Source organism: Streptomyces eurythermus, from assembly GCF_014649115.1.
In the GTDB taxonomy this organism is placed as follows: Bacteria; Actinomycetota; Actinomycetes; order Streptomycetales; family Streptomycetaceae; genus Streptomyces; species Streptomyces eurythermus.
On record NZ_BMSK01000039.1, the window covers coordinates 16,533 to 32,172 of the forward strand.

Sequence of the window (15,640 nt, forward strand, 5' to 3'; positions counted from 1 at the left end):
CGCGGATTGTGACAAGAGCCACCGATGGGACGCATCGTGCCGCCCGGCTCGCCTCCCCGGCGGCGTGTACGCGCGGCCGGGCCGGACTCCTCGCCTTATGGTCGCCCCGACACCGACATCCGGAGCGAAGATGGAGAAAACGGATCATCCGGCGGGTGTGGCGCGGTGCGTGACCGCCGAACCGGCCGGTACGACCGTGGCCGGGGGCCGGGCCCGGCCGCCCGGCGTCCGGTCGTGGCGGCTCGGCGTCCGGCTGTGGTGGCTCGGTGCCGCCCTCCTGGCCGCCGCCTGTGCCGCGGCCGTGCTCGGGCCGGCCGGCACCTCGTGGCTGGAGCATCCGGCGGTCCAGGCCTGGCGGACCGTCTCCCTGGCCATCACCGTGCAGGCGCTGCCGTTCCTGCTCCTCGGCACCGCGCTGTCCGGCGCCATCAACGCCTTCGTGCCGGCCGGTCTGTTCGCCAGGGTGCTGCCCAAGCGGCCCGCCCTCGCCGTACCGGTCGCCGGTGCCGCCGGTGCCGTGCTGCCCGGCTGCGAGTGCGCCTCCGTGCCCGTCGCGAGCAGCTTGATCCGCCAGGGCGTGCCACCGGCCGCCGCCTTCGCCTTCCTGCTCTCCGCGCCGGCCGTCAACCCCGTGGTGCTCACGGCCACCGCCGTCGCCTTCCCCGGCAACCCCGCGATGGTCGCCGCCCGGCTGCTCGCCTCCCTCACCACGGCGGCCGTGATGGGCTGGCTGTGGCTCTGGCTCGGCAAGGAGGAGTGGCTGCGCCCCCTGCTGCGCCACCGGCACACCGGGCACCGGCCCGGCCACAGCCGCTGGACCGAGTTCCGGCTCGGCTTCCGGCACGACTTCCTGCACGCCGGCGGCTTCCTGGTGCTGGGCGCGATGGCCGCCGCCACCTTCGACGTCACCGTGCCGGGTACCGTCCTCGACGCCTTCTCCGGCTCACCGTGGCTGTCGGTGCCGTTCCTTGCGGGCCTCGCCGTGCTGCTGGCCGTCTGCTCGGAGGCGGACGCGTTCGTCGCCGCCTCCCTCACCGGGTTCTCGCCGACCGCCCGGCTCGCGTTCCTGGTGGTCGGGCCGATGGTCGACCTGAAGCTCATCGCGCTGCAGGCCGGCACCTTCGGCCGCGCCTTCGCCTGGCGGTTCTGTACGGCGACCACCGTCGTGGCGGTCGCCGCCAGCGTCCTGATCGGGGGAGCGCTGTGGTGAAACGCGCGGTCCAGAACCTGCTGCCGGCCCTGACCGGGGCCGGCCTGCTGCACACGGCCCTCTTCACCGACCTCTACCTGCGCTACGTCAAGGCCGGACTGCGCCCCCTGCTGATCGGGTCCGGGGCGGTCCTGCTGCTGCTCGCCCTGACGGCGGCCGTCACCCCCGCCGGCCGGCGCCCCGCCGAGCACGCCGACGACCACGGACACGCCGACAGCCACGGCCACCCCGACGGTCACGGGCACGACCACACCGGCACCCCCCGCGTCGCCTGGCTGCTGCTCCTCCCCGCGCTCGGCATGCTCTGCTTCGCCCCGCCCGCGCTCGGCGCGTACACCGCGGCCCGCGCCAGCGACAAACCGGTGGCCGTACAGCGTGGATTCGCCCCGCTGCCCGCGACCTCACCCCTGCCGCTGACCCTCACGGAGTTCACCAAGCGGGTGCGGCAGGACCGCAGCCTGGCCATCGAGGGCCGCACCGTCCGGCTGACCGGGTTCGTCACCCCGGCCGGCCGGGGCGGCGGCTGGTACCTGACCCGGATCGTCTTCTCCTGCTGCGCCGCGGACTCCCAGACGGTCCGGGTCCGCGTCCACGGCAGACCGGCGCCCCCCGCCGACACCTGGCTGGAGGTGACCGGTACCTGGCACCCGCGCGGCACCCTGGGCACGCCCACCGCCCAGGCCGCGCTCGACGTCCGGGACGCCCGGCCCATCGCCCCGCCGGTGAACGCCTACACCGACGACCTCCCGCTGACCCCGTCGTCCTGAGGCGGGTTCCGGCAGCAGGGCGTACGACCGGCCGGGACGGGTGCAGGATGGTGTCGTGACGCTCGCTCCGCGTTCGGGCCCCGGTCACCGCGTCAGGACCGCCCCGCTCGCGGGCCGCCGGTGCGCGGAAGGAGGCGGTGACGATGACACGGACACCCCCCACGGCGGTCACCCCGGTGCGGCTGTGGCGCTGGCGGCGCAACCCGCTCAAGCGGCACAGCGATGTCGTCGAGGCCTGGATCGTGCTCGCCGGCTGGCTGCTGGCCGTGCTCGTCGGGATCGTCGCGGGCGTCGCGGCGGCCCAGACCTCCGAATCCGCGTTCATTGCGCGGGTGGCCCGGCTGCACCCCGTCTCCGCCGTGCTCACCGACGGCGCGGCCCGCACCCCGGCCACGGGCGGCGGCTACGACGACGGGCGGGCGTGGGCGACCGTGCGCTGGACGGACGCGGCCGGATCGGTGCGCACCGACCAGGTCAAGGTCGCCCCCGGCGCCCCCGCCGGAAGCCGGGTCACGGTGTGGACGGACCGGGCCGGCCGGGTCGTGCCCGCGCCCGTCACCGGCACGGCCGCCGACGTCCAGGCGGCCCTCACCGGCGTCCTCGTCGCCCCGGCGGCCGGCGCGCTGGTCTGGGGCGGCGTACGGCTGGTCCGCGGCTCGCTCATCCGGCGGCGCATGGCCGAGTGGGACGAGGAGTGGAAGCAGATCGGGCCCCGGTGGGGGAACCTCAGCGGCGGCGTCGGCTGACCTGGGGCGGGTACGGACACCCGCCGCCCGGCCCGGCCCAGCGCGTGCGAGGGCGGCAATCCGGTCCCCGGCCACAGGCCCCGGCCCTGCGACCCGGCCCCGCGGGCGTGAAGGCCGCCCGACTGGTTACCCGGCGCCCATGACCAAGCTGCACGTTCCACGGCGGCTGCACCGGCGGGCCGCCGACGAGAACCCGGAGCCCCGGACACCGACGCGGCAGGAGGCCGGGGCCGCGCCGGAGCCGGGGCGCGTGCCGGACCGTGACGAAGAGCGGCAGTCCCGGACACCCGTGGCGGAGCCGGGCCGGGCCGAAGACCGGGAGCCGGACCCTGACGGGCCGCCCACCCCGCAGGAGGCCGGGCCCGCGCCCGAGACGGAGCGGGACGCGCCGGACAGCCCGGTGCGGCTGCCCCGGCGCGCCTGGGGCGCGGTGTTCCGGGGCGCCCTGCGCGAGTTCCGGGACGACCAGCTGACCGACCGGGCCGCCGCGCTCACCTACTACGCCGTGCTGTCCCTGTTCCCCGCCCTGCTGGTGCTGGTCTCCCTGCTGTCCGTGGTCGGCCGGTCGGCCACGGACCGGGTGCTGGCCAATGTCCGCAACCTCGCCCCCGGCCCCGCCCGGGACATCATCGTCAGGGCCGTGGGACAACTGCAGGACAAGGCCGGTATCGGCTCGGTGATGGCCCTGGTCGGCATCGTGCTGGCCGTGTGGTCGGCGTCCGGCTACGTGGCCGCCTTCATCCGCGCCGCCAACGCCGTCTACGACATGCCCGAGGGCCGTCCGGTGTGGAAGGTCCTCCCGGTGCGGGTGGGCGTCACGGTCGTCCTGATGGTGCTCTCCGTGGCCGGCGCGCTCATCGTGGTGTTCACCGGCGGCCTGGCCAAGCGCGCCGGGCAGGCGCTCGGCCTCGGCGACACGGCCCTGACGGCGTGGTCGATCGCGAAGTGGCCGGTGCTCGTCCTGCTGGTCACCCTCATGATCGCGATCCTGTACTGGGCGGCCCCCAACGCCAAGGTCAGGGGCTTCAGGTGGATCACCCCGGGCAGTGTCCTCGCCCTGCTGATCTGGCTGGTGGCGTCCGCCGGTTTCGCGTTCTACGTCGCCGGTTTCGCCTCCTACAACAAGACCTACGGCGCGATGGCCGGCGTCATCGTCTTCCTGGTCTGGCTGTGGATCACCAACCTGGCCATCCTGCTGGGCCTGGAGTTCGACGCGGAGACCCTGCGGCAGCGGGCCATCGCCGGCGGTCACCCGCCCCACGCCGAGCCCTATGTGCGGCCCCGTGACACCCGGAAGTGGGACGAGGAGGACGTACGCCGCCTGGACCGGCCATGACGCGTACACCCTCCCCGGCCCGGCCGGCTCAGGCCGCGTAGCCGCCGTCCACCGAGAACTCCGCGCCCGTCACATAGGCCGCCTCCGGCCCGGCGAGGAACGTCACCATGGACGCCACCTCCTCGGCCGTGCCGAACCGACCGAGCGCGGTCATGGCCGCCTGACCGGAGGCGTAGGGGCCGTCCGCCGGGTTCATGTCGGTGTCGGTCGGGCCCGGATGCACCACGTTCGCCGTGATGCCGCGCCCGGCCAGCTCCCGCGCCAGCGCCTTCGTCAGCCCGACCACGGCGGACTTGCTCATCGCGTACAGCGTGGCCCCCGGCCCCGGCACCCGCGCGGTGACACAGCTGCCGACGGTGATGATCCGTCCGCCGGATCCCATCAGCGCGGCGGCGGACCGGGCCGCCAGGAACACCCCGCGCACGTTCACCGCGAGGACCCGGTCGATGTCGGCGAGGGACAGGTTCTCCAGCGGCTCCATCACCCCGACGGCCGCGTTGCCCACCAGGACGTCCAGCCCGCCCAGTTCCCCGGCGGCCCGCCGTACCGCGTCCGCCGCCTCCCCCGCGTCCGCCGCGTCGGCGCGCAGGGCCACCGCCCGCCGCCCCAGCGCCTCGATGTCCCGTACGACCGCGTCGGCCGCGTCCTTGTCGTGCACATACGTCAGGGCCACGTCCGCGCCCTCCCGGGCCAGCCGCCGGGCCGTCGCCGCGCCGATGCCCCGGCTGCCGCCGGTGACCAGGGCCGTCCTGCCGTCAAGAAGCTCTCGTGAAGTCATGTGCCCATCCCACCGCCCGGGGCGCGGGAGCACCGGCGGGGAACGGACATCGACCTGCCCGGCGGTGGACCGGACGCCGGCCTGCCCGGTGGTGGGCGCGGTCAGCCCGTCTGGGGGCCGCGCGGGCTGATCAGGCCGGTCTCGTAGGCGAGGATGGTGGCCTGGACCCGGTCGCGCAGCCCGAGCTTGGACAGCAGCGCGTTGACATGGCTCTTGACCGTGCCGGTGGTGACGCCGAGTTCGGCGCCGATCTCGGCGTTGGTCAGCCCGGACGCGATCTTCAGCAGGACCTCGCGCTCCCGCTGGGTGAGCCGGCCCAGCGGTCCGCCGGCCACGGGCGGGGGAGGGGCACCGCGGGCGAAGGCGCGGATGAGCCGGCCGGTCACGGCGGGCGCCAGGATGCCGTCGCCGGCCGCGACCACCCGGATCGCGGACAGCAGCTCCTCGGGCCGGGCGTCCTTCAGCAGGAACCCGGACGCCCCGGCCCGCAGCGCCTCGTACACGTACTCGTCCAGGTCGAACGTGGTGAGCACCAGCACCCGCGGTCCGCCGGGAGGGGTGGTGATCAGCCGGGTGGCGGTGAGCCCGTCCATGCCCGGCATCCGGATGTCCATCAGGACGACATCGGCCTCCCGCGCCGCGGCGAGCGACACGGCCGTCGCCCCGTCACCGGCCTCGGCCACCACGGTCAGATCGGGTTCGGCGTCCACGATGGCCGCGAATCCGGCGCGGACCACGGCCTGGTCGTCGACGACGATCACGCGTATGGCGACGGGGACACCTCCTGGACGGGGGCCCCAGGAGCCCCGGCCGGCAACGACACCCGTAGCGTACCGGCCGGTTCGCACACGATCCGTCCCTCACCGGCGGCGACCTGCACCCGCAGGCGTTCGGCGACCGGGCCCAGGGCGGCCGCCCGGACCCCGGTCACCGTGATCCGCAGGGTGCCGCGGCGGCGCCGCAGGGTCACCCGCGCCGGGCCCGGGTCGCCCGCGCCGAGCGCGGCCTCGACGATCCGGTACACCGACACCTGCGTGGACGGCGGCAGCCCCCGGGCGGCCTCGGGCAGCCCCCGCAGCCGTACGTCGCGGCCGGCCGAGCGCAGCGCCCCGCACAGCGCTTCGAGGTCGGCGACGGACGGCGACGGGGCCAGCGGCCCGCCGGGCCCGCCGTCGCCGCCGTCGTCCGCCAGACCGCGCAGCATCTCCCGCATCGCGGCCAGCGCCGCCCGGGCCGTGTCCGCGACCCCCGCCAAGTCGCCCCGGCCGGCCGTACCGACCAGCGCCCGGGTGTGCGACAGCACCGCCTCGCGCAACGTGGCCGCCAGCCGCTGCCGTTCGGCCTCGGCCGCCCGGTCCGCCTGCCACACAGAGCTGGCGAACGCGAAGTCGTCGTACGCCACCGCCCGTACCCGGCGGCGGCGCACCAGCAGACCGGCACCCCATACGGCGGTGAACACCGGGGCCAGCACCACGGACAGGAGGAACGACAGCAGCACGGCGTCGGCCGGGCCCGCCGGCTCGCCCGCCACCATCCCGTCGGCGCACGCGAGCGCCGTCACGGCACCGGCCGCCCCGAGCGTGGTCACGACCGGCGCGGGCCAGGTGTGCCCGGCTCCCGGACCGTAGGCGGCGACCGCGTACACGGCCAGCGTCTCCGCGAACGTGCCGGCCACCAGGAGCTGCGCGACATGGGACGGCAGCGGCACCGCGACGACGGCCAACGCTCCCGGCCAGGCCGTCGCCAGCACCGCGCCGAACACCGCCCACGGGGCCCGCCTGCGCCACAGCAGCGGCAGCGCGCGCAGCACCAGCAGCCCGCACACCAGCAGCAGCTCCGGCAGCACGGCCCGGCGCGCGGCGCCCGGCCAGTCCTCCGTGACCGCCAGCACGCCCGCCACCGGCAGCAGCATCGCGGCCAGCATCAGCGCGGGATCGGCGAACCGCTGCTCCCGCAGGACGTCACGCCGCCAGCCGGTCCCCTCCGGCCGCCGCGCCGCGGCGGCGTCGGGCAGCGTCGCGCGCACCCGCCAGCCGCCCTCCGGTGTGGGACCGGCGGTCAGCTCGCCGCCGACGGCGGCGGCCCGCTCGCGCATCCCGGCCACGCCGCGTCCCGCGCCGAGCCCCCCGGCACCCTGCGCGGTGACGCGCGGCGGCGCGTTCTCCACCGTCAGCTCCAGCAGCCCGTCCACCCGCCGGACGTCCACCCGGGCGGCGGCGCCGGGCGCGTACCGCAGCGCGTTGGTCAGGGCCTCGCGGACGATGCCGTGCACCGCCTCGGCCGCCGGGCCCGCGAGGTCGTCCGGGATCCGCGCGGCGACCGGACGGCCCAGCCGGCCGAAGCCGGCGACAAGTTCCTCGATCCGCCCGCTCATCGGCCGGTGGTCCGGCCGGCCGGCGTCCCGCAGCACCCCCACGAGCCGTTGCAGCGCGGTGAGGGTCTCCGTGCCGGCGCGCTCGGCGAACGCCAGCGCCTCGGCGGACAGCTCGGGCCGGTCGTCGCGCAGCCGCAGTGCCGCGTCCACGGTCACCACGACGGAGGTGAGGTGATGGGCGCTCACATCGTGCAGCTCCCGGGCCAGCCGCCGGCGCTCCTGGTCGCCCGCGAGGCGGCGGGCCTGCTCCGCCCCGGCCAGCCGCCGGGCGGCGGTCAGCCGGCCGGCGAGCCACCGGCGGCGGGCCTCGCCGAGCCCCGCGCACAGCACACAGGTGCCCAGCGAGATGGCCATCGTGGACAGCAGCGGGGCCCGCAGGCCCTCCGTCACCGCGGCCCCCGCCCACTCGACGCCCACCACGGCGGCCAGCGCGCGCACCATGACCGGCACCGGGCAGCGCACGGCGACGGAGTACAGGGCGATCAGCGAACCGGGGCCCGCATAGCCGTCCGGCCAGGCGAGCCCGCCGAGCACCCCGGCGGCCAGGGTGCCGGCCAGCGACCGCACCGGTGCGGTACGGCGCCACCCCAGCGCGGCCGTCTCCACGGCCAGCGCGCACACCACGGCGGCCAGGGCGAGCGGACCGGGGGTGCCGTCCGGGTACACCCCGGGCCACAGCAGGACGCCCTGCCCGGCCGCCAGCAGCAGGGGCAGCAGCCAGTTGCGTATCGTCTCCATGTCGCCGACGAGCGTAAGGGCCGCGCCGTGCGGCGGGCACCGGCCCCGGGGTGGAGGCGCGTCCCCAACCAGGGGTAGAGACACCGCTCCTGCCGTGGGGCGATGGCACGGCTCCGGGTCTTTGGCAGGCTGACGGCATGACACAGCCACCGCTCGCCGAGCAGCTCCCGTACCACCGTCTGGCCCATATCGCGCCGCGCCACCGGTGGTGGCGCCCGCTGCTCGGGACCCTGGTCGTGGCCGTGGGCTATGTGCTCGCCGTGCTCGTCCTCATGCTCTGCTTCCTGATTCTGGGCGTGGCCCTCGGGTACCCCGAGGACGCCGACGGCTGGCCGGAGTTCGGCCCCGTCTCGGGCACCGCGCTGGACCTGCTGTCGATCGCGGTGGGCATACCCGTGCTGCTGCTGACCGTGCGCTGGATCGGCCGGCGCCCGGCCGGCACGGTCTCCTCGGTCACCGGGCGGCTGCGGTGGCGCTGGCTCGGGCTGTGCGTGCTGACGGCCCTGCCGGTCCTCGCCCTGGCGATGGGCGCCATGTTCCTGCTGCCCTCGGACGGCGGCGAGGCGGACAGCCAGTGGGTGGGCTGGGCGGCCTTCGGGCGGGCCCTGGCCATGCTCGTCGTGCTGGTGCCGTTGCAGGCGGCGGCCGAGGAGTACGTCTTCCGTGGCTGGCTGACGCAGACGGCGGGGGCGTTCCTGCGTTCACCGTGGGCCGCGCTGGTGCCCCAGGCCGTGCTGTTCGCCGCTGCCCACGGCTGGGGTACCGCGTGGGGCTTCGCCGACCTGCTGGTGTTCGGGGTGTGCGCGGGGTGGCTGACCTGGCGGACGGGGGGCCTGGAGGCGTCCATCGCCCTGCACACCGTCAACAACCTCCTCGCCTTCGGTGTGTCGGCCGCCGTGGTGGACGGGCTCGCCAGCGACGAGACCGCGGCCGACGCGGGCTGGCAGACGGTCGTGCTCGACGTCGCGGGCGTCGTGCTGTACACGGCGGCCGTGACGTGGTGGCTGCGCCGCCGCCGACTGGACCGCACCGCCCCCGCGCCGCTGCCCCCGGCCCACCCGTACGGCGCGGCGCCCGGGCAGTGGCCGGTTCACCCGTACGGGCCGGTGCCCGGGACATGGCCGGTTCACCCGTACGGTGCGGTGCCCGGGCAGTCGCCGGTTCACCCGTACGGTGCGATGCCCGGACAGGGTGTGATGCCCGGACAGGGTGTGATGCCCGGGCAGGGTGTGACGCCCGGGCAGTGGCCCGGTCACCCTGCGACCGGCGCCTCCGTGCCACCGTCCGGGACCGCCTACCCGGGGGCCGCCGCGCCCTGGCCGGGTACGGATCGTCCGGCCGGGCCGGCGGGCGCCGGGGAGGACACCTCGGGCACCAGGTGAGTGGCGCACCGGTGGGTCCCCCGTCAGCCCATGGAGGTGGTGACGGCCCGCACTTCGGGGACTCGCGCGGGTGGTCACGGGCCACCGTGCGCGGCCCTTTGGCAGACATGACGCCGTGCGGTGTGGGTGGTGTGCGAGGGTGTGCGGTCGGCTGGTGGAAGATCGGTCCCGTGGGCGGAGCCGTGTCCTCTCCCGGGAGGTAGGCCCGCCCGTCGACCCGCAAGACACCTATGGGCAAAGGAAGTTGACGCCATGACAGACACCCGCACCGTGACCGTCCTGGGCACCGGCATCATGGGGGCCGCGATGGCCCGCAACCTGGCGCGCGCCGGACACACCGTGCGCGCCTGGAACCGGACCCGCGCCAAGGCCGAACCGCTCACCGCCGACGGCGTGCTGGTCGCCGGCACGCCCGCCGAGGCCGTCGAGGGCGCCGACGTCGTGCTGACCATGCTCTACGACGGCCCGGCCGCCCTGGACGCCATGCGCGAGGCCGCCCCCGCACTGCGCCCCGGCACCGCCTGGGCGCAGTGCAGCACCGCCGGCATCGAGGCCCTCGGCGACCTGGCGGCCTTCGCCGGCGAACACGGCCTGGTGTTCTTCGACGCGCCGGTGCTGGGCACCCGTCAGCCGGCCGAGGCCGGACAGCTCCTCGTCCTGGCCGCGGGCCCGGCCGGTCACCGGTCCGTGGTCGACCCGGTGTTCGACGCGATCGGCGGCCGTACCGTGTGGACCGGCGAGGACGGCACCGCCGGCACCGCGACCCGGCTGAAGCTGGTCGCCAACAGCTGGGTCGTCGCGGCCACCGCCGCCACCGGCGAGACGCTGGCCCTGGCCAAGGCGCTCGGCGTGGACCCGCAGGACTTCTTCGACGCCATCGCCGGCGGCCCGCTCGACATGGGCTACCTGCGCGCCAAGGCCCGGCTCATCCTGGACGGCGAACTGACGCCCGCTCAGTTCGCGGTGGCCACCGCCGTCAAGGACGCCCGGCTCATCGTCCGGGCGGGCGAGGAACACGGTGTGCGCCTGGACGTGGCCGCCGCGAGCGCCGCACGCCTGGAGCGCGCCGCCGCGCAGGGCCACGCCGACGAGGACATGGCCGCCGCCTACTTCGCCAGCTTCGGCGAAGCCGAGGCGCCGTTCGCCTGAGTGAGGGGCCCTGCGGGAGGCGGCCGGCTTCACTCGGCGGGGTCGGCGCCTTCCGCCTTCTCGGCCGGCTCCGGCGCCGGTTCGGCGGCCACGGTGTAGAAGACGGACGAGCCCTGCTTGCTGCGGTGCGCGCCGTTGCGGGCCACGAGGTTCTCCAGAGTGGTCCGCACGACCTTCGTCTGCACCGCCCGCTCGGGGTACGTCCGGCCCAGCGCCTCGGCGACCTCCGCGGCGGAACGCGGCTCGTTCTGCTCGGCCAGATACCGGCGGACCAGTTCGACGAGCGTCGGCTGCGCGGGCTGCGTCGGCTGTGCGGGCTGTTGCTGTTCGGTCTGTGCGGGCTGTTCGGTCTGTGCGGGCTTCGCGGGGGCCTTCTTGGCCGCCGGCTTCCGGGCCGCCGGCTTCTTGGCGGCCTGCTTCTTCGTCCCCGGCTTCTTGGTGTCGGGGCGTCGGGCGCCGCCGCTCTTCCCGCGCGGAGCGGGAACCACCGCGGCCGCGACCGGGGCCGGGGCCGCGATGCCGAGCGCCTGCTGCATGTTCAGCAGAATGGCGTGGTCGTGCTGGAGTGCGGCCAACCGCTCCTGCAACGCGGCGATTTCCGCGGTGACGCGCTCCTGCTCCTTGACGTTCTGTTCTAGGTCCTTGGTCACCTGGCTGACGTACTGCGAGGCCAATTCGGTGACGGGCCCAGCGGTTTCCGGCATATCTACCTCCGCTTGTGGTGCGACACCTGGATGATACGGGTGAGTTAACCCGTTCTCACCTTTCGTGACACATAGACACGGCGGTCGACCCTGGACCAGGGCCGCGACCTCCGGTGCCGACGAGGTCTCGTCGAAGCGGTGTCGGACGGCGAACTCCGGTGAGCGGGGCGGGACTTGGCCAGACAGCCAGTAGATGTCGCAGTACTGGTGGTGGACCCGATTCAGGGGCAGCCGGCTGCCTGGCTAGGATGCCTGCCCATGGCAACGCGCGGACACACCGGTACTCCCCGGCCGGGGCGCCGTGCCCGCGTGGCCCTGGTCCTGGCCGGCCTGCTGCTGTGCGCCGGGTGCGAGGACTCCCTGGGGCAGCCCCCGCCGCGACCGGCCGGGCCCCCCGCCGTCGCCGCGTGCCTGACCGGCTCCGGGGACCTGATCGCCGACGTCGACAACGACGGCCGCCCGGACCGGATCACCGACCCCTCCCACCACGGCGCCCGCCTGACCATCACCTTCGGCACCGGCTCGCGCCGCGAACGGACCGTACCGGCGCGGGGACTGGCCGACCGCCCGGGGAACCGGCAGCAGTATGTCCGCGCCGCCGTGGCGGACTTCGACCAGGACGGCTGGAGCGACCTGGTCGTGGTCGCCGGGCACATCCAGGGCGGCGACGACCCGGTCCCGCCCCGCGTGGCCGAACTGCGATTCGGTCCCTTCTCCGGCACCGGACGCAGCGGGCGCACCGTACGGCTCGACCTGGGCGCCACACAGGACATCGCGGTGGCCGACTACGACCACGACCGGTATCCCGACCTGGCGGCCTACACCTACGCGGGCGACGGGGTGTATGTGTTCGAGGCCCGGCTCGGCGACCCGCGCACCGGACTGGGGGCCGGCACCGGCGCGTACACCACGGACGCGGGGGCCACCGGCCACCACCCGCCGGCCCGCCTCCCGCACGCCGGCCTGACACCGTTCTACCCGGGGTGCGGGGCGAGGTGACCTACCTGGAACCACCGGGAACTCGACGCGAACTCACCCGAGGACAAGCGGGAGTCTCGCGGCCGGGTGGTCTCCGAGTTCGGTGCGTTCCGCGTCGGTCGGGGCCCGGCGGCCCGTACCGATCCGCAGCGCGTCCTCGTCCGCCCAGGACGCGGGGAAGGGTGCCCCGGCGATCTCCTCCAGCATCCCGCGCGCCCGGGCGAGGCTCTCGGCGGGCGGTCGCCCGGCGTCGGGGAGGTGCGCGATCAGGTCCAGGTGGTGCAGGGTCCACTCCAGGACGTACGCCGAGAGGTAGTCGCCGGCGGTGAGGACCATGTCCTGGGTGCGCACCCGCAGTCCGGGATCGGCCAGCTCCGCCGCGCGCCCGGCGGCCGAACCGACGTCGTCCAGATGGAACTTGAGCAGTCCCGGGTCCTCGTAGGCGGCGGCCAGCCGGACCGTCAGCGCGTCCAGCGGGTCGTCGCCGGCCGGCGGTGTGTCCGTGACGTGCCAGTAGGTCACCGCGTCGTGCGTCGGTTCGCCCGCCGCGGGTGTCACGAGGGTGATCAGTACGTCCTGGGCGTCGATGACCAGATGACACACCAGGTCCCGGACGAGCCAGCCGGCGCAGCCGGACGGCCGCGCGAAGTCCTCGTCGGCGAGCCGGGCCACGGCGGTGCGCAAGGCGGTCCAGGAGTGCTGGAAGAGGTCCACCCCCGCAAGCTAACAGCGCGCGGTGGGGCGCTTCGACCGATTTACCGGGCCCTCTCCGCGCCGGCCGGTCGAATGCCGACGCGGATCCCCTCGGCATCGGCCGGCCCGTTGACGAGGCGGGCCCCGTCGGATCAGGCATGGCGGCGGTCATGACCGATCACCGGCGGTGCCCGGCTCAGAACGTCGCGTCGACGAAGCCCAGTTTGCGGTTCATGGCGATCACGCCGGTGTTCGCGGGGTGGTGGAACGTCCGGACCGTGGTCGCCGCGCGCTCCCTGGCGAAGGCCAGCCCGAGGGTCTTCATGGCGATCGCGATGCCCCGGCCCCGGTAGGCGGCCCGTACCCCGGTCATCTCGTTGAAGACGAAGTCCGGGTGGACCGACGTGACCGCCAGACCGATCCACGCCTCACCGTCCAGGGCGATCACCACGCCGTGGGGGTCGTAACCGGCGGAGTCGAAACGGCGTTCGGTGTACTCCTCGTAGGAGTAGAACTCCCCGCGCTCCGGGATGTCTGCCGAGCACTCCTTGTTCAACTCGTACAGGGCGCGCCGGTGTTCCGGTGTGTCGCCCAGCTCGGCGAGGGTGGCGAAGCGGATGCCCGCCGCACGGCAGCGCTCCACGTACGGCTGGAAGCGGGGCGCGTCGAACGCGGCGACGTCCAGTTCGAGCCTCACCCACTGGTTGGCCATGCTGTCCCCTTCGTCGGCGCGATGCTCGCCTCATCCTGGCACCTGGGTGGGCACGGACAACAGGCGTTCGCGTACATGAACTTCGCACACGTGGGTGTACATGTCATGTGAGGGTGTGCCAAGCTCGGCCGACTTCCTTCGAACACGGCGGAGTGGGAGGGCGAGCATGAACGTTTCCCGGCGTGCGCTGCTGGTCACGGCGGCGGGTGCGGCGGCCGTGGGGCCGGTCACGGAGGCGTCGGCGGCACCCGCGGCGGAGGCCGGACGGGCGGAGACGGGCGGACGGGCGGAGACGGGCGCGACCCTGCGGACGCTGAGCGCGGCGGCGGACTACGCCGTGGCGAAGGTCCGCGCCGTGGCGCCCCGCGTGACCGGCTTCCCGGTCGGCACCAGGTTCGAGAAGTGGACGTACTCGCGCGGCGGGGACTGGGTGGGCGGCTTCTGGCCCGGGACGCTGTGGATGACGTACCTGTACAGCGGGGACGACACCTTCCGTGCCCGGGCGGTCGAGTCGGCCCGGAACCTGGCCCCCCGTCAGACCGACACCACCACCCACGACCTGGGTTTCCTCTTCTACCCCTCCTGGGTCACCGCCTGGCGTCTGACCGGCGACGACGAGTGGCGCACCGGCGCGATACGCGCGGCGGACTCCCTGATACGGCGGTACAACCCGCGCGGCGGGTTCATCCGGGCGTGGGGCGCGCTGAACGACACCGCCAACGCCGGCCGCGTCATCATCGACACGATGATGAACCTGGACCTGCTGGCGTTCGCGAGCCGGCAGACCGGTGACCCCGCCTACCTGGACATCGCGGTGGCGCACGCGAAGACCGCCCAGCGCGTCTTCCCCCGACCGGACGGCTCGACCCCGCACGTGTTCGACTTCGACCCGGACACCGGCGCACCCCTCGGCCCCGCCACGGTGCAGGGCTACGACGCCTCCTCCTGCTGGTCGCGCGGACAGGCGTGGGGCATCTACGGGTTCACCACCATGTACCGCAGGACCGGCGACACCGGGTTCCGGGACACCGCGCGCAGACTCGCCGACTACGCCATCGAGGCGCTGACCCCGGACCACGTGCCCGTCTGGGACTACCGGGCGCCGCAGCAGCCGTACGACGTCAAGGACGCCTCCGCCGGGGCGATCATGGCGTGCGGTCTGCTGGACCTGCACGCGGCGACCGGCCGGCGCGCCTACCGGGACGTGGCGCTGCGGATCCTCACCGCGCTCGCGGAGACGTGCCTGACCAGGAACTCGGCCCGGGCGGAGGCGGTCGTGGCCCGCTGCACCCGCAACCGTCCCGGCGAGGACGGCATCGAGATCTCGCTGCCCTACGCCGACTACTACCTCCTCGAAGGCATCCTGCGGGTGCTCCGCCCCGCGGACGTGGACCGGGCGATCGACCTGTCACAGCCGTCCTAGCGGTCCTGGATCGAGGATGAGGGTGCGGGCGGCGATGTCGCCCGCACCCGCTCAGCCGGCCGAAGCGTTCCGTGCCGCCTCGCGTGCTTCGGCGAGGGCGCGCTGCCTGAGGTCGCCGAACAGCTGGATCGTGGTGGAGGCCAGGACGTCGTCCCCGCCGATGGTCCGGCGGTCCCCCCTGCGGGTGGACAGGGACAGGAGGGGGTCCTTGAGGAGCGGGGGCGGGGCCGGTTCGCCCGGCGTCACCAGGTGGACCGAACCGAAACGCTTGATCCCGCCCTCGCGGACGACCATGGCCGCGTCCCGGGCGAGGTCCGTCAGGAACACGCTCGCGATTCCGTCCAGGTCGCGGACCAGCGCCGGGACGGCCCTCGCCCCCCGGTTCCGCAGCAGCTTCCGCACCCCGGCCTCGAACCGGTGGGCGCCGGCCACGGCACTCGGTCTGCGCGGCCCGCGGCGCTCATGGGAAGGCACGATGGCACCCTCGGCGTCGTACAGGACACCGGTCAGACCCCGGAACGTCGGGCTGTGGTCGTACCACTTGGTCCCCACCTCGACTTCGACGTTCCGGTCGATCGCCGAGAGGAGGTCCCCGGGGACCAGCTTCTTCCGGGCTTCCTCCGCCGCCGCTCTCCTCGCGCCGTCGATGA

At 74.9% G+C, this 15,640-nt stretch carries 15 protein-coding genes; 8 read left to right on the forward strand and 7 right to left on the reverse strand.

The features are described 5' to 3' along the window. Positions 1-130 precede the first annotated feature (130 nt). The 4 genes from IE251_RS39670 to IE251_RS39685 all read left to right on the forward strand — a co-directional run bounded on the left by IE251_RS39670 (position 131) and on the right by IE251_RS39685 (position 4,059). On the forward strand, positions 131-1,210 hold the full coding sequence (locus IE251_RS39670) for a permease (RefSeq protein ID WP_373302117.1): 1,080 nt from the start codon (positions 131-133) through the stop codon (positions 1,208-1,210). Beyond that, on the forward strand, positions 1,207-1,977 hold the full coding sequence (locus IE251_RS39675) for a TIGR03943 family putative permease subunit (protein ID WP_189757800.1): 771 nt from the start codon (positions 1,207-1,209) through the stop codon (positions 1,975-1,977). Before IE251_RS39670 ends, IE251_RS39675 begins: the two co-directional genes overlap by 4 nt. A gap of 143 nt (positions 1,978-2,120) precedes the next feature. Next, the gene (locus IE251_RS39680) at positions 2,121-2,723 is read left to right on the forward strand and encodes an Rv1733c family protein (protein WP_189757801.1); all 603 of its coding nucleotides are present in this window, start codon (positions 2,121-2,123) and stop codon (positions 2,721-2,723) included. 139 nt (positions 2,724-2,862) lie between these two features. Further along, positions 2,863-4,059 (forward strand): YhjD/YihY/BrkB family envelope integrity protein, encoded by a 1,197-nt coding sequence (locus IE251_RS39685; RefSeq protein ID WP_229897154.1) that lies wholly within the window; start codon positions 2,863-2,865, stop codon positions 4,057-4,059. Between the two features lie 28 nt (positions 4,060-4,087). Here IE251_RS39685 and IE251_RS39690 read toward each other — a convergent pair whose 3' ends face one another. The 3 genes from IE251_RS39690 to IE251_RS39700 form a co-directional block, all read right to left on the reverse strand. After that, a complete protein-coding gene (locus tag IE251_RS39690) occupies positions 4,088-4,837 on the reverse strand; it encodes an SDR family oxidoreductase (RefSeq protein ID WP_189757802.1) in 750 nt (249 codons plus the stop codon). 101 nt (positions 4,838-4,938) lie between these two features. Further along, positions 4,939-5,604 (reverse strand): response regulator, encoded by a 666-nt coding sequence (locus IE251_RS39695; protein ID WP_491590666.1) that lies wholly within the window; start codon positions 5,602-5,604, stop codon positions 4,939-4,941. After that, positions 5,595-7,949: an ATP-binding protein gene (locus IE251_RS39700; RefSeq protein ID WP_189757804.1), complete on the reverse strand. Its 2,355-nt coding sequence runs from the start codon at positions 7,947-7,949 to the stop codon at positions 5,595-5,597. The genes IE251_RS39695 and IE251_RS39700 overlap by 10 nt, the downstream gene beginning before the upstream one ends. A 137-nt stretch (positions 7,950-8,086) precedes the next feature. On the opposite strand from IE251_RS39700, the gene IE251_RS39705 reads away from it, so the two are divergent. After that, positions 8,087-9,331 (forward strand): CPBP family intramembrane glutamic endopeptidase, encoded by a 1,245-nt coding sequence (locus IE251_RS39705; protein ID WP_229897155.1) that lies wholly within the window; start codon positions 8,087-8,089, stop codon positions 9,329-9,331. A gap of 252 nt (positions 9,332-9,583) precedes the next feature. After that, positions 9,584-10,480, forward strand: a complete 897-nt coding sequence (locus IE251_RS39710; protein ID WP_189757805.1) for an NAD(P)-dependent oxidoreductase — start codon at positions 9,584-9,586, stop codon at positions 10,478-10,480. A gap of 29 nt (positions 10,481-10,509) precedes the next feature. Here the strand turns inward: IE251_RS39710 and IE251_RS39715 are convergent, their stop codons facing one another. Next, on the reverse strand, positions 10,510-11,184 hold the full coding sequence (locus IE251_RS39715; protein WP_189757806.1) for a hypothetical protein: 675 nt from the start codon (positions 11,182-11,184) through the stop codon (positions 10,510-10,512). Positions 11,185-11,442: 258 nt separating this feature from the next. Here IE251_RS39715 and IE251_RS39720 point away from each other — a divergent pair, with 258 nt between their 5' ends. Beyond that, complete coding sequence (locus tag IE251_RS39720) at positions 11,443-12,183, forward strand: FG-GAP repeat protein (RefSeq protein WP_189757807.1); 741 nt, start codon at positions 11,443-11,445, stop codon at positions 12,181-12,183. A gap of 33 nt (positions 12,184-12,216) precedes the next feature. Here IE251_RS39720 and IE251_RS39725 read toward each other — a convergent pair whose 3' ends face one another. Then, positions 12,217-12,876 carry a maleylpyruvate isomerase N-terminal domain-containing protein gene (locus tag IE251_RS39725; RefSeq protein ID WP_189757808.1) on the reverse strand — a complete coding sequence of 220 codons (660 nt, stop codon included), beginning with the start codon at positions 12,874-12,876 and terminating at the stop codon, positions 12,217-12,219. Positions 12,877-13,051: 175 nt separating this feature from the next. Beyond that, a complete protein-coding gene (locus IE251_RS39730; RefSeq protein ID WP_189757809.1) occupies positions 13,052-13,567 on the reverse strand; it encodes a GNAT family N-acetyltransferase in 516 nt (171 codons plus the stop codon). A 166-nt stretch (positions 13,568-13,733) separates the two neighbouring features. On the opposite strand from IE251_RS39730, the gene IE251_RS39735 reads away from it, so the two are divergent. Continuing rightward, positions 13,734-14,990: a glycoside hydrolase family 88 protein gene (locus tag IE251_RS39735; protein ID WP_189757810.1), complete on the forward strand. Its 1,257-nt coding sequence runs from the start codon at positions 13,734-13,736 to the stop codon at positions 14,988-14,990. Between the two features lie 51 nt (positions 14,991-15,041). On the opposite strand, the gene IE251_RS39740 is transcribed toward IE251_RS39735, so the two are convergent. Continuing rightward, positions 15,042-15,638 (reverse strand): hypothetical protein, encoded by a 597-nt coding sequence (locus IE251_RS39740; RefSeq protein ID WP_229897156.1) that lies wholly within the window; start codon positions 15,636-15,638, stop codon positions 15,042-15,044. Positions 15,639-15,640 lie beyond the last annotated feature (2 nt).